Origin of the sequence: Vibrio sp. TRT 2004, assembly GCF_050113735.1 — a bacterium.
GTDB lineage: Bacteria > Pseudomonadota > Gammaproteobacteria > Enterobacterales > Vibrionaceae > Vibrio.
The window spans coordinates 78,797-97,800 of sequence record NZ_JBNJOH010000001.1 but is presented as its reverse complement, the minus strand read 5'-3'; the positions used below and the strand labels follow the sequence as shown (position 1 = coordinate 97,800).

Sequence of the window (19,004 nt, the reverse complement as noted above, 5' to 3'; positions counted from 1 at the left end):
GTTTTACTCGCTTTCTACCATATCGGATAGCACCAGGTTGCCGCTAAAACTGAGCTTAATTCTCTCAATATGAGATTGCTGGGCTACGGTAACTGGACGTCCACTAAAAATCGCCAATGTGTCATAAACATCTAAGTCAGGGTGTTCTACTAATCCCGACAAGTCATCGACACCATCGACAATAACGACATGCAGACCTGACTGAGAAAGCGTTAATGCCCACAAGCGAGACTCGATATCGTTGGTGCTTTCATAACAAATAAGTAAGCAACGTTTAGAGCTAGATACTTTGTTTTCTGCTTCTAAAATCTCGTTAAGCCGTGCAACTAATAAGGTTCTCATCATCCCAGTTTGGAGTGATCGTAAACCGAACCGAACCACGGAAAGCGCTTTTTCAGTGGGCTGAATGAACTGCCGCTCTACAATATCAATCGGGTACTCTTTCAGCACTGTGGCAATGATGGAGTCCGCTTTGTTTTTGCTGAGCTTAGCTAAAGCCTCTAACAACAACGGTACCTCATCCAAATGATTGACAACGGTCAGCTCATTTGCCTCGCCGGCGTCATTCAGATCTAAAACCTGTTTGACCTTACCGATAGAGACTCCTTTACTCAGCCAACTCTGTATCTCCCCAATAAGCGCTATGTGCTGCTCAGTATAGATTCGGTGACCTTTTTCCGTACGGTGTGGCTGAATTAAATTGTAGCGCCGTTGCCAAGCCCGCAATGTCACGGGCTTTACACCAGTCAGTTGAGACACTTCTCTAATTGCATACTGCTTTTGTTCACAATCCATATCTTAAACGTAACTCCTGAGGATGGGGTTGGAAGAACACCTGCTGAGAAAGGTACTGATCAGGATGCGCCGACAAGTAATGTTTAAGCAGAGTTAGGGGGGCAAGCAAAGGGAGTAAACCGACACGATAATCATCGATGGTCTGACGCAGCTCTTGTTTCTCGGCTTTACCTAATTGACGTTTAAAGTAGCCCTGAATATGGAGAAGAACATTGGTGTTATTCTTTCTGCTCGCTCGGTACGACATCGCTTTCATTAGCCCTTCACGATAGAGAGAGTAAAACTCATCAAGCCGATACTCTTTTATATTGGCGACTAAGCTGCCTAATTTTTTATAGGACTGAGGATGGTGTGCCATCAGTACCAACTTATATCTAGAGTGGAATGCGACGATTTTCCCTCTTGTCGGTTCATCACCCATAGACTGATAGAAATCTTGTAAGGTGTAGACCCTAGTTACAAAGTTCTCTTTGAGCACAGGATCATTGAGGCGACCGTCTTCTTCTACCGGTAGCCATGGCATTCGTTCCATTAACTCTCTGGTATAAAGCCCAACACCAATGTTTTCAGCCCCACCATTTTTGTAGACTTTGACTCTTTCCATGCCACAAGTTGGTGATTTAGCACAGACGATATAGCCGCATAACTGCTCACTCGCTAGCGCCTCTACTTTTGCTTTGGAAAAGTCGAGCATTTGTTGAGTATGTTCCTTGCTTGGATCCTTCGTTTCGACCAAAGCAATTCGCTCTTCATTCGAAATTAAGCGAATCGTCGGTCTTGGTACTGGCATCCCGGCTCCCACCTCAGGGCAGACGGATACAAAATCAAAATAAGGCGCGAGCTCTTTGGTCACAAACTTACTGACTTTATGGCCGGAGTCGAATCGCACTCGTTCGCCCAATACACAAGCACTGATGCCAATCTTAATCTTCTGTTCCATAGCGAGCTCCTTACGAACTTTGTGGCTATACAAGTAAAAATCCTGTACAAGTTTTAGCATAATTTTCTTCAACTGTACAAAAATAGTGTTTGTACAATCATGGGAAATGGTACGAAAAAATTGCTTATTTGGTTCACCACATAAAGCAAACGTTTTTCCGAATCGATTGCTTTACCAGTTTCAACACATTTGGTTATCAATAGGCACATTTGACACACATAGCCGCTCTTTTGTGACATACTTCTCATGGAGTATTGGCAGATATAGCTAGTATTGCCTCAACAGATTTTTCAAAATCAACACAATTAGTAATCAACACCGTGATTGACTAATAAATTTGGAGTAATAACTATGGCAACCCCACACATTAACGCTCAACCTGGTGATTTCGCAGAAACAGTACTTATGCCAGGCGACCCGCTTCGCGCTAAGTACATCGCTGAAACTTTCCTAGAAGATGTCAAGCAAGTTTGTGACGTTCGTAATATGTTTGGTTTTACTGGTACTTACAAAGGTAAAAAAGTATCGGTTATGGGCCACGGTATGGGTATCCCTTCTTGCTGTATCTACGTGCACGAACTTATCGCTGAGTACGGCGTGAAGAACGTAATTCGTGTAGGTAGCTGTGGCGCGGTACGTGACGACGTAAACCTAATGGACGTTGTGATCGGTATGGGTGCTTCTACTGACTCTAAAGTTAACCGCATTCGTTTCAACAACCATGATTTCGCGGCGATTGCTGACTACGGTCTACTTGAAGAAGCGGTGAACCAAGCGCGTGCTCAACAAGTTCCTGTAAAAGTAGGTAACGTATTCTCTGCAGACCTATTCTACACACCAGAAGCGGACATCTTCGAGAAGATGGAAAAGCTAGGCATTCTAGGTGTTGATATGGAAGCAGCAGGTATCTACGGTGTTGCTGCAGACTTAGGGGCGAAAGCACTAACTATCCTAACCGTATCTGACCACATCATCCGTGGTGAGAAGCTAAGTTCAGAAGAGCGTCAGAAGTCATTCAACGACATGATGAAAGTGGCTCTAGAAACAGCGATCAACATCTAATTCTATTCTTATTGCCGCCAAAGTTGTCTTTGGTGGCCTGAATATCCCGAGGGGGAGATAGTGACTACTGGCAAACTGCCACAGGAAGCAGACGGGTTACAGCTCAACTTTTGTAAAACATTGGCGTGTGACAACTTTGGATTGAGTGAAGCGCATCGTTACGTTGTGCAGCATGCTAACCCTAAGCGACCTGCGATGGTATGTCGGGAGTGTGGTGCTTTCCCCCCCTTACTTAATAACCGTGAAGTTTTAAATGAACTTCACCGCCTTAGACATCTCCACAGCGACGGCCTACCCGCCTGTCGTAATGACGACTGTCAAAACTTCGGACTTTCTGTCCACACCCATAAACATCTATACCATGCCTTTGGCTATAGCGGTGACCGTCAGCGTTACCGTTGTAAGTCATGTCAGTCGACGTTTGTCGATAAATGGTCAGGTGCCAATAAAAAACTGCACTTCCAAGAAAACCTACTTGGTTTGCTCTTTATGGGCTATTCCGTACGCGAAATATGCCGCAAGTTAGAGATCAATCCAAAGACGTTTTACGATCACCTCGATCACATCGCAAGTCGTTGTCGTAGAAAACTGGCCATGTTTGACGCCCGTTGGGTAAACCACGCTCAAGACTATCAGCTTGCCTCTCATTACGTGTCTCTCCAGCCCAAAAGCAATAATGGCGTTTTGTGGATAGCGACTGGTGAAGCGCACAGTGGTTACATCTTATGTCAACACGTCAATTATTCTGCTGACGAAGAACCTAGTGGAAGTGTCGATCACGATCCGTATCAGTTTCCGGCACGATTCGTTTCACGTGAACATTCATCCGAAGCCAATATGCCAGCGCCAACCCCTTCACCGTTTTTAAGGGAGCGCATTGATCAGCAATATCAAACCATTTTGGCTCGCGGTAACGTTGAAGATCCAATGGGAAATCTTACGGTATTTAACTACCCGTCGAAGGGTGCGTTGATTCGTCCACCCTATACTTCCTACGCGCATTTTCTGCACGTGATGGATATGTGTCACAGTGAGCGTCAAGTTTCCATATATTTGCCACAAGATCCGGTACTACGTTCTGCGGCCTTGAGTGTTTGCCTGCCGAGAATACAGCGTCAAAATATCGACCTTATGTACGTTGAGGAAGATAAAACGTGGCGAGAAGAAAACCCAATCGACAAAATCGATATTGTTCACATGGGATGGTGGCGCGATAGGTGGGCAATAGTGTCTGGCGAACAAGCCTCTAAAGGTATTTGTTACCTAGCTGGGAATAATAACCAACCAAAACAGTGGCTTCGTAAGGCTTCAATCCGCCAAACAGAGTTTTATCAACATCGTTTTCAAACTTTGTTTGAGAGCTTTATCAATGAACCTAGGCGCAAGTTACGTCCAGGTGGACTGATGCCAATGCTTGATATATTCAGAGCATGGCATAATTTATGCTATCAGGATAAGACAGGAAGAACAGCCGCTCAAACTTTAGAATTAACTCAATCACCTTTGACTTTGCGCGAACTACTTTCATAATTCTCAGTAATGTGACGAATGCCCGTAAACAGTTTCTGTTTTAGCACTTTTAGTAGTGTTCATTCTTTAGCAATTAATATAATACCAGTAAGTATGTGAACACTGATGCAGTAAAGGATTGATTCATTGGATAAAAGCCAGCGACTGTTAGAAGTCGAAATTGAGCAACTCAAAGGGCGAATTGAAACGGAACCCGATAAAGTGTGGGCGATTGCTGAGCAATGCGCCGCTCGCTCATCGCAGATCCTTTTCCCTGAAGGTGAAATCCAGTGTCTAATCATCATGTCTCGTTGTGCTTGGTGCACAATGGAGTACCGCAAGGGCTTAAAGTACATAAAAGACGCCCATAGTAAACTCAATGCACTTGATACTGACGACCTCCTTCCAGAAATCTTACACATTCACGCCCTGCATTACTGGGGAGAAGCCAAATACTACTCCGCACAACAATTTTGGATCAACGCGCTAGAGCAGTCTGCCCTAGTTGATGAAACAGAAATCCAACTCGAAGCACTGATTGGCCTTGGTAATGTCTGGCGTATCACCCACGAATACCAACTTGCCAAATCTACCCATGAATTAGCCGTTAAGGTGGCCAATAACAGCCGTATTGGCTGGCTCGAAGGTAAGGCACGAATCTTACTCGCTTGGGATCTGTATTTACTCAACAACTATGTAGAAATGCTCTCGGTTCTCGATGGTGCGATGGAAGTGTTAAAAGACCATCAAGATAAAACATGGCAAGCAGAAGTGTGGGATTTTAGAGGATTAGCCCTGCTAGGACTTGAGCGCATCGAGGATGCAGAACAAGCCACCAGCAAAGCTCACGAACTCGCCCTGCGCCACGATCTCATTTGGATGAAGGCGCACTCATTCATTAGCCGAGCGCGAGTCGAACTTCTCCGTAAAAGACCCGAAAAAGCCGCAGAATTACTCATACAGGCAGAACAGTCTGCCATTTCCTTCGACAATGGCGAGTTGCTATCGCAAATCTGTTTCCAACAATCTCGTGTCGCTGAAGAGTCGGGCGACTACCAAACTGCCCTTCAAGCGTTTCAAAAATATCGTAAACACTCTATTGCTATGCTCCGCGAGCAAACAGCAAGAGTCAGTAACGACAAAGCCCGCGCGTCTAAACGACAGCTCGAACAACGCGCCCGCAAGCTGATCAACCGAATTCGTGGTCAACATGAATTTGACCCAGACAAACAGTTAAGTCAGATGGTATCGGAAACCTATTGGTGGGAGCAGTTAGTTCTATTCAAGACTGAACTGAAACGATCGAACCATGCCGTCATTACCATCCAACACCATGACTCCAACTGCCTTGATGTCTGTGCGGAACTGACACACTCGATTTGTAATAAACAAGATCTGCTGGCTCGACTGAGCAGTGAACGCATCGGATTACTTCTGGCCGACAAAGGTGAAGAAGCGCTTAACGTTTTCCATATCCTTGCAAAAATGATTGAAATTTACCCATGGCACCGTCGTGGGCTCAACCAAGATTTACCTAAGGTTGTATACCAAGATATCCTCTCTTTCCCTTTCACATTAGAGCAGCTCGAAGACAGCCTGCAACAGGAAGATCATGATGGAAGCATTGTTTAAAAAGATATCTGACTCCGGTTTAGATGCAGCTTCCGTGTCCGGTGAAGAGGCATTGATATTTTGGGATCATGTCAGACTACATGTAGCAACCACATCGCAAGAAAAAGCACAGTGTTTAATCATTAGCGCTGAGTTTCGTTTTGAGCTGAAGCAGTTGCAAGCCAGCATAGATGAACTTAGACAAGCGTTAAGGTATCTCTCTCTGCCTGAAGACGCTGAGCTCATTTTAGAGGTACGTAACGCACTTGCAGATAAACTGGTAGAAAATGGGGATTACCATGGCGCTCTTGGTGAATACAGCAGTTCATCGACGATAGCGGTCGATAACGGCTTCATTGATGCTTATGTTCTTGCGGTCATAGGTATGGGCAACTTATGCGATGCCTATGGCGATCACAACCGCGCACTGCGTTATTATCAAAAAGTTGACAGTATCGACCATGCCATTAGTAGTCGTTCGCTCCGTTTGCGTTACAAACTCTATATGTTGGCCTGTTATATCGAACTCAATCGAACCACCGCTGCAAGCGATCTGATTAAAGAGTGTGAAGAGTTAAGCATCCTAGTCAGTGACAAAGTTCTGTCTGGCCAAATTCTTCTCTACCAAGCAAAGTTATATCGACAAAGCAGACAACTAGACTCAGCGATGCGTTGTCTTGGCAACGTACAGTACACGACAGGTAACATTCACTCGACTTGGCTGTCTAACATGATCCGTTTAGAACTTGCTGCCTGCCTGTGTGAAGTAAATAAACCTCATATTGCAAATTGGGTTCTAGAATCAACCCGAAAACGAATCAAACAATACGCGTCTCCGATCCTCAACCTTCAGCTATGTAACTCGCTGGCGGAAATTAGCGCGCAGAGAGATGATTTCAAAAGTGCCCTAGAATACCAAAAGAGCGCCTACCGGATTGAGAGTGATCTAATGAAGAAGATCCCAATCGGGGAGTTAGGCGCCAGTCAACTACGTCGACTTTCTCGTTTTGAGTTGCAATTAAAACTGATCTTGTCGGAGCAAGAGAACCGAGAGCTGAAAGAGACTACAGAAAGCCAAAAGCATACCGTAGCTCAGCTTCAACAAGACGTGTTCACCGATCCTTTGACCTCTCTACACAACCGCCGTTGGTTGGATGTCAAACTGAAAGACTTGCTGTTGCATGATGTGCCATTTGCTTTGATGGTCGTCGATATCGATCACTTTAAGTCGATCAATGATGAGCTGAGCCATTTGGTTGGAGACAAAGCTATTGTTAACGTCTCCCACGAACTTTCAACCTATTTCAAGTTTCGTGGCGCTTCATGTGTGCGTTTTGGTGGAGAAGAGTTCTTGGTGATTCTCGAACGTTCTACACTCGAGCAGGCTGAATTGCATGCCGAAAACTACCGTGAGCGTATTTTCAATTTTGGTTGGCAAAATATTCTTGGCGAACGCGGACTAACCGTAAGTATTGGCATCACGCTCCATCGCGAGGGCGAAAACACCCAGCGCACATTTTACCGAGCAGATAAAGCACTTTATCGAGCCAAAGCAAATGGGCGCAATCAAGTCTGCACTGAGTAGTCAACTACTGAATAAAGAACAAAGAAATCCCCCCCACCGCGACCACTGTGCCTACAGCACTTTTGGCGTCGATTCGCTGTCCTTTAAAAAAGTAAATCACAAGCATGAACAAAGGGCTGGTCGCAATCAAGGTTTGCGCAATTGCTGGATTGGCATATTTGAGTGATACCTGTTGCAACCATAGAGCAAGGAAAGTACCAACAAAAATCGCCCCCAGCAGCCACAAAAATGCTTGTGATGTCAGTTCTTTTACGTGGTGTTTTATCATTCGAAAAGGGGCTTTTTCAACAAACTGAATCACCACTATCACCGCAATGACTCCCACAGAGAGTCGGATCAATGCACCGAGTAGCGGTGGAAGATCACCGGCGACGAGAGCATAGTGAGAAATAACCACGCCTGTCGCCTGACAGACACTCGCCAACAAACCGAAAGCTACGCCTGACCAAGACATATTGCGGCTGTTTTCAGTGGGTTGAAAGATGACGAAAGTCACCGCAAGAGTGGTGATCATAACACCAAGCCAACTCTGGGATGACAGTGTACTACCAAGAGCGACGATGGCTAGTACACCGGAGAGCGGCGGAGCCAATGACTCCAGCAGGAGTGTTTTGTTGGCACCAATCCGCTTTAATGAGGCAAAATACGCACTGTCGCCCACCGCAATTCCAATCACGCCAGATAGAGCCAAAATCAGCAAGTGTTCTTTAGAGATCGGTTGGTCAAACTGTGCGTCAAACGGCAGCACGACCAGCATCATAACCGAAGCAATGACGCCTTTTAGAATATTCAACTGCAGTGCTGAAAAACGATGGCTAAACTGGCTATAAATCCAAGTAGCAAGCGCCCACACCATTGCAGCGCCAATTGCGGCAATCTCTCCCTGAAAACCCATCATTCCTCGCATAACGTTGCTGCTTTTTAACTTTTGACAAAATTGTAACCAATTAATCGCTAATTTGTTGTTTTTATTTCTATACTTTATTTCTCAACCGCCGTACGATTTAAATTTAGAAACACAACTACAGGGACTTAGCTATGTTTTTAGACTACTTCGCCTTAGGGCTGTTGGTCTTTGTTGCCCTAGTTATCTTCTATGGCATTATCGTTATTCACGATATTCCCTATGAAATAGCTAAAGAGCGCGGGCACCCCCACCAAGACGCCATTCACTACGCGGGCTGGGTTAGCCTCTTTACTCTTCATGCCATTTGGCCATTTTTGTGGATTTGGGCCACCATTTGGCGAAAAGAGCGGGGCTGGGGATTTCAAAAGCTCGAAGAAGAGCAGCATGATATCCACCATCGAGTTTCCACCCTCATCGATCAGGTTGCTCAGTTAGAGCAGGAAATTGCAACCCTCAAAGCAACCCAGAGCCAGAAAAAGTCTGATGATAACAATAAGCAGGAGGAGCAATAATGGATTTACTACTCATTCTGACTTATGCCGCGCTATGTATTACCATTTTCAAAGTATTCAATATCCCATTGAATAAGTGGACTGTCCCAACAGCAGTGCTTGGGGGCGTGGTTTTGATCGGTACGCTGATTCTATTAATGAACTTCAACCACCCATTTACTCAGATCGGCAATCAGATTTTCTCTTCAACACCGATCGTGTCTGGCGTGCGTGGTAAAGTGATTGAGGTCCCTGTCGAAGCAAATAAGCCATTGCAACAAGGCGATATTTTGTTTCGAATTGATCCCATCCCTTATCAGGCCGAAGTGGCTAAGTTAGAAGCTCAAATCAAAGAAGCAAGCCAGGGAGCCCTTGGCTTAGAGTCTAAGCTTCAGGCCGCCAAAGCCACAGAATTACAAGCGATTGCTGAACGAGATAAAGCACAAAGAGAGTTCTCGCGCTATCAACGTGGTTACGATAAAGGTGCGTTTACCGAGCAGCAACTTGATACTCGCCGTCAAGCCTACAAAGCAGCGCAAGCAGCCGTTGAGTCCGCAGCAGCGGGCGTTGAACAAGCTGAGCTAGCGCTAGACTCTGTGATCGGCGGTGAAAACACCACGGTCGCTCGCCTTTTAGCTGACCTTCGCAAAGCCGAGTTTGATTTAGAGCAGACCGTCGTGAGAGCGCCCACAGATGGCTTTGCCACACAACTTGCGCTGCGACCTGGTGTAATGGCCGTACCGCTACCGCTGGCACCGGTTATGACTTTCGTCCATACCGAAGAAAAAATCTATACCGCCGCGTTTCGCCAAAATTCGCTACAAAGACTAAAACCAGGTTTTGAAGCTGAGTTTCTATTCAGAGCACTACCAGGAAAAGTGTTTAAAGGCGAAGTGATAGAGGTTCTACCCGCCATAGGCGAAAGCCAGTTCCAAGCTCGTGGTAGCTTACTTGGTACTGAAGCATTGAGAACCAGTGGACGAGTCTTTGTGACGCTTAAAATTACTGACGACCTCACTGAGTACCAACTTCCTTTAGGTACTGCAGTTGAAGTGGCCGTCTATTCAGATAGGTTCAGCCATGTTTCTATCATGCGTAAAGTCCTGATTCGAATGAAGAGCTGGCAAAACTACCTCTATCTCGATCATTAACCCTACCAATCAACAGGCCTCCACCATAGAGGCCTTTTTCATTGGCAGGATTAAGAACGGCATTTTTAATCAGTAAAAGAACCAGCTACTTTTTAGCCATCCAGATAGTTAGCTTTCCAAGCTCAAACTCTGAAGGTATAATCTGCACCTGACGAACATAGGTGTATAAAACTCAATCAAATAAAGCACCTATCATTGCGTTCTTTTACAATTTCATTGCCATTCATTCGCTCGTTGTTCATCGCTAAAAGCACGGATGAAAGGATGTAATACAAAAGGTTATCTATGAACTTTTCAGCAAAAACAGTCGTGGTCATTGCGATCGGCGCAGCACTCTACGGTATCGGCGGCCTGCCTATGTTTGGTATTCCAGTTTTCGCCAATACAACACTTAAACCAGCAATGGCTGTATTAGCTCTTTTCTCTGTACTATTTGGCCCTATCGTTGGCTTCCTAGTTGGATTTATCGGCCACTGGGTGACCGATTTATTTGCTGGCTGGGGCGTATGGCTAACTTGGGTTCTGGGCTCAGGCATTGTCGGCTTGGTGATCGGTTTCTTCCCTATCTTAACCAAACAGCGTATCTCTCAAGGCCACTTCGATAACAAAGATTTTATTCTCTTCGTTCTCCTTGCTTTGGTTGGCAATGTATTTGGCTACGGCTGTTCAGCCTTGCTCGACACCGTTCTCTACGCAGAACCATTCACCAAGGTCTTTACTCAGTTGACGATCATCGCTGCGGGTAACACCGTTCTGATCGCCGTTGTGGGTTACTTTATCCTTAAATCGGTCGCAAAACGCAACAAACAAAGCCGCAATCTTTCGGAGGCTTAAACGATAATGACCATTGAATTTTCTGACTTCTCTTTTAGATATGAGTCACTGGATAAACCGACGCTTAAACATATCAATCTAAGGATAGAGAAAGGAGAGAAAATCGTCATTATCGGGCCAAGTGGTAGCGGAAAGTCAACACTTGGACAATGCCTGAACGGTCTGATCCCGCACGCCATCAAGGGCGAGACTTCAGGTCAATTGCTTTTAAATGGCAACGCGGCGACTCAATTGGATCTTCACCAATACACTGAGCAGATTGGTACGGTGTTACAAGACACCGATAGCCAATTCGTTGGGCTGAGTGTAGGCGAAGACATTGCCTTTGCGTTAGAGAATCAACTGGCCTCGAACATCGAGATGTATCCTATCGTCAAGTCAACGGCGCAAATGGTAGAGCTCGGTGACATGCTTGATCGTTCGCCACACGATCTATCTGGAGGCCAGAAACAACGTGTATCGCTTGCCGGCATCCTAGTAGATGATGTTGATACTTTGCTGTTTGATGAACCACTTGCCGCTTTGGATCCAAAGACAAGCCGAAAAACCATCGAGATCATTGACCAGTTGCATCGTGATACGGGTAAGACAGTCATCATCATAGAGCATCGACTAGAAGATGTTCTACACCGCCCCGTAGATCGAGTCATTCTAATGCAACAAGGAGAAATTGTTGCAGACATGACACCCGACGCATTACTGGCGTCAACTCTGCTCGAAACTCATGGAATTCGTGAACCACTCTACTTAACGGCTCTAAAAGCGGCCAATTGTCCGTTGGAACAATTGGACACTTACTCCTCTATTAAAGAGATGCCTATCACTGGCTATAGGCCGCACTTTGCCAACTGGCAGAGTCCAACCAAAACGCTTACTCGCTCAGAAGATACTCTACTTACCATCAACGAGTTAACCTACTCTTACGATGGTGAGAAGAATGCGTTAGAAAACGTCTCTTTTACTATTTCTCACGGCGAATTTGTGTCTGTACTCGGCAAAAACGGTTCCGGAAAATCGACGCTTACCAAATTAATTATGGGTGTGATCGAGCCAGATTCAGGTTCTATCTGTTTAGAGGGAGAAGACATTGCTACTCTTTCTATCTTTGAGCGCAGCCAGCAAATTGGTGTGGTGTTACAAAACCCAAATCATATGATTTCACACCACATGATCTTTGATGAAGTTGCCTTTGGTTTACGCAACAAAGGATTGTCAGAACAACAGGTTGAGAAGAAAGTGCTCGATACCCTTGAACTCTGTGGTTTGAGCAAGTACCGAAACTGGCCAATTGAAGCGCTAAGCTATGGACAAAAAAAGCGTGTGACCATCGCTTCAATCCTTGCTTTAGAGCCTAAGCTGCTGATTCTTGATGAACCTACCGCAGGGCAGGATTATCGCAACTATACCTCTATGCTGAACTTTGTTCGCAAACTAAATTCGCAGTTGGGTATTACTGTCATGATCATATCCCACGATATGCATCTTGTGCTCGAATACACTGACCGCTCAATTGTTATTTCTGACAGCCGCTTGATAGCAGATGCGCCGATGACTGAAGTTTTCAGCCAGCCCGAGCTACTCGACAAAGCCAATCTAACCACCACTAGCCTATATGATCTGGCAGAGCGTTTAGATGTAGCCGATATCAATGCGTTTATGCAGTACTTCATCCAACTAGAGAATCACGCAGCATGAAAGCTTCTAAAATGAAGTTTGGTATCAGTTATGTCGATACCAAGTCGCCTTTGCATGCACTAAATGGCATTACCAAGTTCGCCTTATTTATGGCTTGGGTCACTGTGGTACTGACCACTTTCGATATCCGATTGATTGGTTTACTGATTGTGGCAGGCCTGTACTTACTAAAAATCACAAAAGTACCTTTCAAAGTTTACAAACCTTTGCTCATTGGTACAGCCAGTGTCTTAACACTCAACGCACTATTTATGTTTTTGTTGGCTCCCCAACAAGGCAGTGAATACATTGGATCAAGCACTGTTGTGTTTAATCTGCCTGGCCACTATTCGCTAACTCAAGAGACTCTGTTCTATTTGGTTACGGTCACTCTCAAATACTTCAGCATGTTCCCAATTGCCTTGGTATTTGTCTTTACTACTCACCCGACAGAGTTTGCAGCCAGCTTGAACCGCATTGGCGTGCCGTACAAGATTGCGTATGCCGTTAGTCTGACACTGCGCTACCTTCCTGAGGTCAAGAACGATTTCGTCAATATCATGCACGCTCAACAGGCCCGTGGCCTTGATATATCAAAAAACACACCTCTAATGCAGCGCCTACAGAACGTGGCTAAGATCCTTGGTCCTCTCATTTTCTCAAGCTTGGACCGAGCAGATGAAATATCCAACGCGATGACGTTAAGAGGATTTGGACGCCACAATACCCGTTCATGGTATAGCTCAAGACCACTAGGCAACACGGACAAACTCTGCCTGCTAGCCATTGCGGTCATCGTCATATTGGCGGTAGCTAAGCGCTATCTAGAAACCGAATTGTTCTGGTATCCGTTCTAACAAAAAAGCCTAGAGTCGAACTCTAGGCTTTCTTCTAACTGACCGCTAAAGCTCTGGTCCAAATTACGAGCAACATCATCGCTGACACAACCCAAACGGCGGTAGCCATACTTAGGGTTTGAACCAAACTAAAGCGATAGCTGAAATAGTAGACGGCTAACAGATAACTAGCATAAGGGAGCAGTGAGTAGAGGCCAAACAAGGCGGTGGCTCGTAAATCTTCCATATTCCGCTCTGAGCCGACAATGTAATGCGCGATCAAAGCAAAGCTTGGAAACAGCGGTACTAAACCAGCAATAAAAAAGTTCTTCGATTTGGACAGCAGTGCAATCACCAACACAGCGGTGGCACCAATCAGACATTTAAAAAATAACGCTACCATCGCTTACCTACGCCAAATTTAAGAACAGCTCTTCATCAGTCATGTATTTATGCTTGCTACCCAAATTTCTAACATGCATAAACATAAAGTCGGGAAAACCGGGGGCAAGCAAATCATTGGGGAGCCAAACAATGCCTCCGACAAACACATATCTGCCCTGCTTGTCATCAGTGTGAAGCGCGTTATTTATCTCTGTCGATAGTTCAGGACGAACACCTTCAACGACACACACAATTTGTCCACGAGCAACGCCAATAACTCGCTTAACTAAATTGGCTTTTACCCCACAACGCCAAGCTTGTCTCGTGGCCATCTCAAAGCCATGCTTTCGCACACTTTTTTGAATATTAACAATCAGATTCATCGTGTAGAACACCTACTAGGTGGCATATGTGGCTCTAGAGTAGTAACTGCGGATAAGAATAACGACCCATCAGATTGGTGCAATTCTCACCAGATGAAAATTGCATCCAAATTGATGTTGGACACTTTGCGGCATCTTGCCGTTAGAGCAATGTGGTATTTGGACCTGTATTGTTGCACTATTAAAGCGCACCAACGCACCAATATATAGCGCTCGCACTATTGGGTTATTGCTAAGTTAAATTAGATATTACGCGTCATAAACTGGCTGTTAGGGTCGAGCTCATAGTCTGCAAATGGCTCACAGTACTCAAAACCAAATTTCTCATACAATGAACGGGCCGGAGCAAAAAAGGCCATCGAGCCCGTTTCTAAGCTGACACGGTTCAGCCCGGAATGATGGGCATGTTCCAATACATGATTGAGCAAACATGCAGCGACACCTTGGCCACGCGAAGTCTCGGCAGTACGCATTGACTTGATCTCTCCATGGGTATCATCAATGTGTTTTAACGCGGCACATCCTAATAACTTTCCATTGCTCCAGCCTGTCCAAAAAGTCACTTGAGGAGCTTTCAGCGCCGTTACATCCAACGCATGGACACTCTCGGCGGGCGAAGTGGCATTCATATCCGCGAGGTGCTGCTCAAGTAGCAATAGCACATCAGGATGATCCAATAGGCCTGTTTTAATTTCCATTGTCATTCTCTTTATCTCAATACTATTGTTAACTTAGCAAGAAAAAGACCAAATATTTCCATCTGCATCGTGACAGCGATTGATATACAACGGGTATAACTAGAGCCTCCCTTGAATAACGATCATCGTCACATTACTTGGATAAAATGGAATTTTAATTACAAATTATTGCGACTGATGACTCATAATTCTTCACCTTAGGCCGATAAATTTGTAATCAGATTTTTACAATATAACTGTAAGCTTTCCGGCTGAGACGGAAAAGGAATCCTAGTATGAAAGAAGTAGAGTTTCGAACGATAGATCGCTTGTTCATTAAAATGTCGATCAATGACAAGATGTGGGCCATTTTTGCCCTATTTATTCTAGCGGTAGCCTCATTGGCTGGCGGAAGATATACCAATACTATCGAAATGTTCGAGCAGTCAGCCGTTGTCACCGCTGAACAGCACATCGCTGAGCTAGCCAAAGTCGCCGATCCACAGAAACTTGGCGCACTGTCTAATGTGACTCAAGTCAACCGCTCACAAGCAGCGACGTTCCGTGACGGCATCGTTACAGCGACCGCACAAGCCCAAGATGGCAAGTTCTATCAGTTAACATTAAATCGTGCTGGTGAGTTACAACAGTTAAAATCCGAAGCAATGACCAGTTTTGCCCTCAGTTTTATCTGGGCGCTTCCTTTTGCACTATTCTGCTACTGGGTCGCCACATTCCTTGGTGGTGCTCTGTGGGTTCTCTACACCACAACACAACGCATTGGTGAAGGTGATTTAACCTCTCGCCTCGGCTTCCATCCAGGGCGTGATGAGTTTGGCACTATCGGCTGTGCTCTAGACAAAGCAATGGATACCCTGACCGACTTAGTCGTGACAGTGAAAGATAATGCGACAACACTGAGTGAAACTTCAGCTTCATTCGAGCAAGAGATGAAATTGAGCGAAACCCAAATCAGCCAGCAATACGCCTCATTAGATTCTGTCGCTACCGCCATGGAAGAGATGACGGCTTCAGCAAAAGAAGTGACGAACATTTCTCAGCACTCAACAGCACAAACTGAGCGCGATTCTGAGCATATTGATCAAAGCTACCAACGCGTTCAGTCCGCTATCAATGAAATCACTAAGCTGTCCGAGTACATTGGTCAGGCGTCACAATCCGTCTCTAGCCTCACTGATAACACGACACAAATTAATGAAGTGATCACCACCATCAACGCTATCTCTGAGCAAACCAATCTACTAGCATTGAATGCCGCCATCGAAGCAGCTCGCGCTGGTGAGCAAGGACGTGGCTTTGCTGTAGTAGCAGATGAAGTACGCACGTTGGCAGGACGAACTCAAGCCGCAACAGTCGAAATCCAGACCATGATTGAGAAACTCCAATCAGAAACGCGCACTATCGCTTCAATTACTGAACAAACCGTGAGCCAAGCCCAAACCAGCAGTGATATCGTCGCAGACATTGGCCATGACGTACAATCCATCTCCGAATCAGCGCGCGCTCTGAAAGATATGAGCATTCAGATATCAACATCAGCGGAAGAACAAAGCGCGGTTGCCAATGACATCGCCTCAGAACTGAGTGAGATTCGAGCGCAATCTAATACAATTCGTAGTGTGGCAGAACAATCCTCAATGGGGGTAGCCAATCTCACTAAAGCCTCCGTATCTCTGGCTCAAATACTAAAAGGCTATCGCACTTAATAGACCAATAAGGACCTTCGGGTCCTTTCTTTTTGCCCTGTATTGCAGACTCCCCTCCATCACGAACAAGGATACCGACTCTTTTACTATTTCATTGTGACGAACGTTTCAGTTGCATCGCCTTGTACCGAACAACTAGGATCACAAACTGATAACAATTTCTGCACAGCATCGCACTTAGCCACTAGAATAAAAGCTCAGTTTAAGGAGATGTAACATGGAAGAACTACTGGCCGAATTTGCTACAGTAACGAAAATTCAGGTGGCTTGGGGCGAGATGGACGCTTTGCAACACGTCAACAACGCGGTTTATTTCCGCTACTTTGAAACAGCAAGACTCGACTACTTCAACAAAATCAATCTGCTCGTTAACCTACAACAAAACCATATAGGCCCTGTGCTCAGCCACACCGAGTGTCGATACAAAGCACCAGTCACTTATCCAGATACGCTGTTAATTGGTTCCCGTGTCACTGACTTGCAAGATGACCGATTCACAATGGAGTACCAGATCGTAAGTGAAAGCACTGGTAAAGTGACGACCGTTGGTTCAGCCACTTGCGTCATGTTTGACTTTAAGCACCACACCAAAGCTTCTATACCTGAAAACATCAAACAAGCTATTTTATTAGCCGAAGAACGATAAGCTCAAAATCCTAGATTCGATTTGGCGATTTCATCAGAGCGCCAAATCAATTTGTGTGACATCTCATATTTGACTTGGTATATACTCCTCTCCATCGTAAATAAACACCTTATTTGTCAATGAACAAGAGCTTACTAACCAATCTTATCGCACTCGCTTTACTAGCAGGTGGCTATCAAGCAGACAACCAAATTGCCTTATACGCTGGACTATTTGCGTTTTCAGGCGCCATCACCAACTGGCTTGCCATTCATATGCTATTTGAAAAGGTGCCTGGTCTCTATGGTTCCGGTGTTATTCCTGCGCGTTTTGAAGAATTTAAATCAGCAATCAAGACACTGATGATGGAGCAGTTTTTTACCCAAGAAAACATCGACAAGTTCTTAAGCAAGGAAATGGCTGGCGGCAAGTCCCTTAACCTTGAGCCAGTGATTGAAAAGATAGACTTTAACCCAACGTTTGACTCACTCGTTGACGTCATCGCCAACTCTCAATTCGGTGGCATGCTGGCGATGTTTGGTGGCACAGATGCGCTCCAACCTATGAAACAACCTTTTGTCGAGAAAATGAAACTAGCGATTGTCGACATGAGTCAGAGCGACACCATCAAAGATGCCTTAAAAGAACAGTTTGAAGCCCCAGCGATGATGGATGAAATACGCACTAACGTTGAGAACATCATCGATCAGCGCCTCAATGAACTGACGCCCAAACTGGTTAAGGAAATCGTTCAGAGAATGATCAAAGAACACCTAGGCTGGTTGGTCGTTTGGGGCGGGATCTTTGGTGGCATTATTGGCATAATTTCATCCTTTATTGCCTAAAATTGAAAAAGGAAGCGGTAAGCTTCCTTTTTTTATAGTTTCGATATGAGATCTGCATTAACGCCAAAGCTGGTCTTATGCTCTTCAATAACCACTTCACTGCGAGTTTGTATCACGCCGGGCAAGGTTCCTAATTTGGTCGACATAAAGTTCTGGTACGCTTTCATATCCTTTACACGCACCTTAATCATGGTATCGAAGTCACCTGATAGCGAATAACACTCTTCAATTTCCGGCATATCCGCCACAGCTTGAGCAAACTTTTCAAATATTGAAAAACTGGTTTGATCCAAACGAATATGAATGAACACTTGTACATCCAAGCCCAGCTTTTCTGGATTTAGCTCAGCATGGTAGCCCGTAATATAACCTTCTTTCTCCAATCTTTTTACCCGATCAGAACAAGGAGAGGTGGTTAAGTTAACTTGCTTGGCGAGTTCAACAATAGGAAGTCGGCCTTTCAGATTCAAGGCGCGCAGGATCTCACGATCAATTCTATCTAAATCCATTAACGGCTCATTAAGTTGTTATAGATGCTGAAGGTATTCTAAAACAAAAGCACCGAGCCACAGATAGCGATCGTTGAGTTAGCGATAAATTATGTGAAGGTTATGCGATTTTTGCGTCAGAAAAAGCGTCTTGTGCGGTCACAACTTCTGTTTGGCTATTGCAAACTCTGCAAAAGGCCTGCTTTTCCATTTTTACATAGTGGTCACCTTGGAAAACGGTGGCAAAGAAGTTCGCCATATTTTTAACCACCGAGTTATTCTGCGTCTCACAACGCTTCATGACAATTTTATGTGCCGTTTTTTTATCACAACAATGACAGTACATGTGAGGCATTTCCGTTCGTCCTAAGTGTTAGCGTTATTGATAACTGACATATTTTGAAACCTAGAGTTCATTAAATTCAAACATTAGTTTAGAAAACGTGAGACAAGTTCAATAAATAGTCAATAGACAACAAA

Annotated in this window: 20 protein-coding genes; 12 read left to right on the top strand and 8 right to left on the bottom strand. The window is 45.0% G+C overall.

The annotated features are described in order from the left end of the window. Window positions 1-3 precede the first annotated feature (3 nt). Window positions 4-795 (bottom strand): MerR family transcriptional regulator, encoded by a 792-nt coding sequence (locus ACQEXR_RS00435; protein WP_426950857.1) that lies wholly within the window; start codon window positions 793-795, stop codon window positions 4-6. Then, window positions 785-1,735 carry a YbgA family protein gene (locus tag ACQEXR_RS00430; protein WP_426950855.1) on the bottom strand — a complete coding sequence of 317 codons (951 nt, stop codon included), beginning with the start codon at window positions 1,733-1,735 and terminating at the stop codon, window positions 785-787. The genes ACQEXR_RS00435 and ACQEXR_RS00430 overlap by 11 nt, the downstream gene beginning before the upstream one ends. Before the next feature lie 351 nt (window positions 1,736-2,086). Here ACQEXR_RS00430 and deoD point away from each other — a divergent pair, with 351 nt between their 5' ends. The 4 genes from deoD to ACQEXR_RS00410 all read left to right on the top strand — a co-directional run bounded on the left by deoD (window position 2,087) and on the right by ACQEXR_RS00410 (window position 7,502). Beyond that, complete coding sequence (deoD, locus tag ACQEXR_RS00425; RefSeq protein ID WP_005394915.1) at window positions 2,087-2,797, top strand: purine-nucleoside phosphorylase; 711 nt, start codon at window positions 2,087-2,089, stop codon at window positions 2,795-2,797. A gap of 60 nt (window positions 2,798-2,857) precedes the next feature. After that, on the top strand, window positions 2,858-4,327 hold the full coding sequence (locus ACQEXR_RS00420) for a transposase (RefSeq protein ID WP_426950854.1): 1,470 nt from the start codon (window positions 2,858-2,860) through the stop codon (window positions 4,325-4,327). Between the two features lie 126 nt (window positions 4,328-4,453). Beyond that, complete coding sequence (locus tag ACQEXR_RS00415) at window positions 4,454-5,938, top strand: tetratricopeptide repeat protein (RefSeq protein ID WP_426950852.1); 1,485 nt, start codon at window positions 4,454-4,456, stop codon at window positions 5,936-5,938. Continuing rightward, window positions 5,922-7,502: a diguanylate cyclase domain-containing protein gene (locus ACQEXR_RS00410; protein ID WP_426950927.1), complete on the top strand. Its 1,581-nt coding sequence runs from the start codon at window positions 5,922-5,924 to the stop codon at window positions 7,500-7,502. The genes ACQEXR_RS00415 and ACQEXR_RS00410 overlap by 17 nt, the downstream gene beginning before the upstream one ends. 4 nt (window positions 7,503-7,506) lie before the next feature. Here ACQEXR_RS00410 and ACQEXR_RS00405 read toward each other — a convergent pair whose 3' ends face one another. Beyond that, complete coding sequence (locus tag ACQEXR_RS00405) at window positions 7,507-8,397, bottom strand: DMT family transporter (RefSeq protein ID WP_427019603.1); 891 nt, start codon at window positions 8,395-8,397, stop codon at window positions 7,507-7,509. 143 nt (window positions 8,398-8,540) lie between these two features. On the opposite strand from ACQEXR_RS00405, the gene ACQEXR_RS00400 reads away from it, so the two are divergent. From ACQEXR_RS00400 to ACQEXR_RS00380, 5 genes are all read left to right on the top strand, one after another. After that, window positions 8,541-8,921: a DUF3302 domain-containing protein gene (locus ACQEXR_RS00400; RefSeq protein WP_426950850.1), complete on the top strand. Its 381-nt coding sequence runs from the start codon at window positions 8,541-8,543 to the stop codon at window positions 8,919-8,921. Further along, window positions 8,921-10,051, top strand: a complete 1,131-nt coding sequence (locus tag ACQEXR_RS00395) for an HlyD family secretion protein (protein ID WP_426950849.1) — start codon at window positions 8,921-8,923, stop codon at window positions 10,049-10,051. Before ACQEXR_RS00400 ends, ACQEXR_RS00395 begins: the two co-directional genes overlap by 1 nt. 285 nt (window positions 10,052-10,336) lie before the next feature. After that, window positions 10,337-10,885 (top strand): ECF-type riboflavin transporter substrate-binding protein, encoded by a 549-nt coding sequence (locus tag ACQEXR_RS00390; protein ID WP_331418143.1) that lies wholly within the window; start codon window positions 10,337-10,339, stop codon window positions 10,883-10,885. A 6-nt stretch (window positions 10,886-10,891) separates the two neighbouring features. Further along, complete coding sequence (locus tag ACQEXR_RS00385) at window positions 10,892-12,580, top strand: ABC transporter ATP-binding protein (protein ID WP_426950848.1); 1,689 nt, start codon at window positions 10,892-10,894, stop codon at window positions 12,578-12,580. Continuing rightward, on the top strand, window positions 12,577-13,416 hold the full coding sequence (locus ACQEXR_RS00380) for an energy-coupling factor transporter transmembrane component T family protein (RefSeq protein ID WP_426950846.1): 840 nt from the start codon (window positions 12,577-12,579) through the stop codon (window positions 13,414-13,416). The genes ACQEXR_RS00385 and ACQEXR_RS00380 overlap by 4 nt, the downstream gene beginning before the upstream one ends. 34 nt (window positions 13,417-13,450) lie before the next feature. On the opposite strand, the gene ACQEXR_RS00375 is transcribed toward ACQEXR_RS00380, so the two are convergent. From ACQEXR_RS00375 to ACQEXR_RS00365, 3 genes are all read right to left on the bottom strand, one after another. After that, the gene (locus ACQEXR_RS00375) at window positions 13,451-13,798 is read right to left on the bottom strand and encodes a GlpM family protein (RefSeq protein ID WP_426950845.1); all 348 of its coding nucleotides are present in this window, start codon (window positions 13,796-13,798) and stop codon (window positions 13,451-13,453) included. A gap of 7 nt (window positions 13,799-13,805) precedes the next feature. Continuing rightward, window positions 13,806-14,162 carry an acyl-CoA synthetase gene (locus tag ACQEXR_RS00370; RefSeq protein WP_426950844.1) on the bottom strand — a complete coding sequence of 119 codons (357 nt, stop codon included), beginning with the start codon at window positions 14,160-14,162 and terminating at the stop codon, window positions 13,806-13,808. Window positions 14,163-14,404: 242 nt separating this feature from the next. Continuing rightward, window positions 14,405-14,860: a GNAT family N-acetyltransferase gene (locus ACQEXR_RS00365; RefSeq protein WP_426950843.1), complete on the bottom strand. Its 456-nt coding sequence runs from the start codon at window positions 14,858-14,860 to the stop codon at window positions 14,405-14,407. A 275-nt stretch (window positions 14,861-15,135) separates the two neighbouring features. On the opposite strand from ACQEXR_RS00365, the gene ACQEXR_RS00360 reads away from it, so the two are divergent. The 3 genes from ACQEXR_RS00360 to ACQEXR_RS00350 all read left to right on the top strand — a co-directional run bounded on the left by ACQEXR_RS00360 (window position 15,136) and on the right by ACQEXR_RS00350 (window position 18,036). Further along, entirely contained in the window at window positions 15,136-16,566 is a 1,431-nt protein-coding gene (locus ACQEXR_RS00360; RefSeq protein WP_426950841.1) for a methyl-accepting chemotaxis protein, read from the top strand. 217 nt (window positions 16,567-16,783) lie between these two features. After that, complete coding sequence (locus ACQEXR_RS00355) at window positions 16,784-17,212, top strand: acyl-CoA thioesterase (protein ID WP_426950840.1); 429 nt, start codon at window positions 16,784-16,786, stop codon at window positions 17,210-17,212. A 119-nt stretch (window positions 17,213-17,331) separates the two neighbouring features. Next, window positions 17,332-18,036 (top strand): DUF445 domain-containing protein, encoded by a 705-nt coding sequence (locus ACQEXR_RS00350; protein ID WP_138970883.1) that lies wholly within the window; start codon window positions 17,332-17,334, stop codon window positions 18,034-18,036. Between the two features lie 32 nt (window positions 18,037-18,068). On the opposite strand, the gene ACQEXR_RS00345 is transcribed toward ACQEXR_RS00350, so the two are convergent. Next, window positions 18,069-18,545, bottom strand: coding sequence for an Lrp/AsnC family transcriptional regulator (locus ACQEXR_RS00345; protein ID WP_004744557.1), 477 nt, complete (start codon window positions 18,543-18,545; stop codon window positions 18,069-18,071). A 100-nt stretch (window positions 18,546-18,645) separates the two neighbouring features. Further along, window positions 18,646-18,879, bottom strand: a complete 234-nt coding sequence (locus ACQEXR_RS00340; RefSeq protein WP_138970882.1) for a hypothetical protein — start codon at window positions 18,877-18,879, stop codon at window positions 18,646-18,648. Window positions 18,880-19,004: the final 125 nt, after the last annotated feature.

Bases quoted from the DNA above. Each gene is read 5' to 3' on its own strand.
- ACQEXR_RS00435 (WP_426950857.1), bottom strand. From the start codon at position 795: ATGGATTGTGAACAAAAGCAGTATGCAATTAGAGAAGTGTCTCAACTG.
- ACQEXR_RS00430 (WP_426950855.1), bottom strand. From the start codon at position 1,735: ATGGAACAGAAGATTAAGATTGGCATCAGTGCTTGTGTATTGGGCGAA.
- deoD (WP_005394915.1), top strand. From the start codon at position 2,087: ATGGCAACCCCACACATTAACGCTCAACCTGGTGATTTCGCAGAAACA.
- ACQEXR_RS00410 (WP_426950927.1), top strand. From the start codon at position 5,922: ATGGAAGCATTGTTTAAAAAGATATCTGACTCCGGTTTAGATGCAGCT.
- ACQEXR_RS00405 (WP_427019603.1), bottom strand. From the start codon at position 8,397: ATGGGTTTTCAGGGAGAGATTGCCGCAATTGGCGCTGCAATGGTGTGG.
- ACQEXR_RS00400 (WP_426950850.1), top strand. From the start codon at position 8,541: ATGTTTTTAGACTACTTCGCCTTAGGGCTGTTGGTCTTTGTTGCCCTA.
- ACQEXR_RS00395 (WP_426950849.1), top strand. From the start codon at position 8,921: ATGGATTTACTACTCATTCTGACTTATGCCGCGCTATGTATTACCATT.
- ACQEXR_RS00390 (WP_331418143.1), top strand. From the start codon at position 10,337: ATGAACTTTTCAGCAAAAACAGTCGTGGTCATTGCGATCGGCGCAGCA.
- ACQEXR_RS00385 (WP_426950848.1), top strand. From the start codon at position 10,892: ATGACCATTGAATTTTCTGACTTCTCTTTTAGATATGAGTCACTGGAT.
- ACQEXR_RS00380 (WP_426950846.1), top strand. From the start codon at position 12,577: ATGAAAGCTTCTAAAATGAAGTTTGGTATCAGTTATGTCGATACCAAG.
- ACQEXR_RS00375 (WP_426950845.1), bottom strand. From the start codon at position 13,798: ATGGTAGCGTTATTTTTTAAATGTCTGATTGGTGCCACCGCTGTGTTG.
- ACQEXR_RS00370 (WP_426950844.1), bottom strand. From the start codon at position 14,162: ATGAATCTGATTGTTAATATTCAAAAAAGTGTGCGAAAGCATGGCTTT.
- ACQEXR_RS00365 (WP_426950843.1), bottom strand. From the start codon at position 14,860: ATGGAAATTAAAACAGGCCTATTGGATCATCCTGATGTGCTATTGCTA.
- ACQEXR_RS00360 (WP_426950841.1), top strand. From the start codon at position 15,136: ATGAAAGAAGTAGAGTTTCGAACGATAGATCGCTTGTTCATTAAAATG.
- ACQEXR_RS00355 (WP_426950840.1), top strand. From the start codon at position 16,784: ATGGAAGAACTACTGGCCGAATTTGCTACAGTAACGAAAATTCAGGTG.
- ACQEXR_RS00350 (WP_138970883.1), top strand. From the start codon at position 17,332: ATGAACAAGAGCTTACTAACCAATCTTATCGCACTCGCTTTACTAGCA.
- ACQEXR_RS00345 (WP_004744557.1), bottom strand. From the start codon at position 18,545: ATGGATTTAGATAGAATTGATCGTGAGATCCTGCGCGCCTTGAATCTG.
- ACQEXR_RS00340 (WP_138970882.1), bottom strand. From the start codon at position 18,879: ATGCCTCACATGTACTGTCATTGTTGTGATAAAAAAACGGCACATAAA.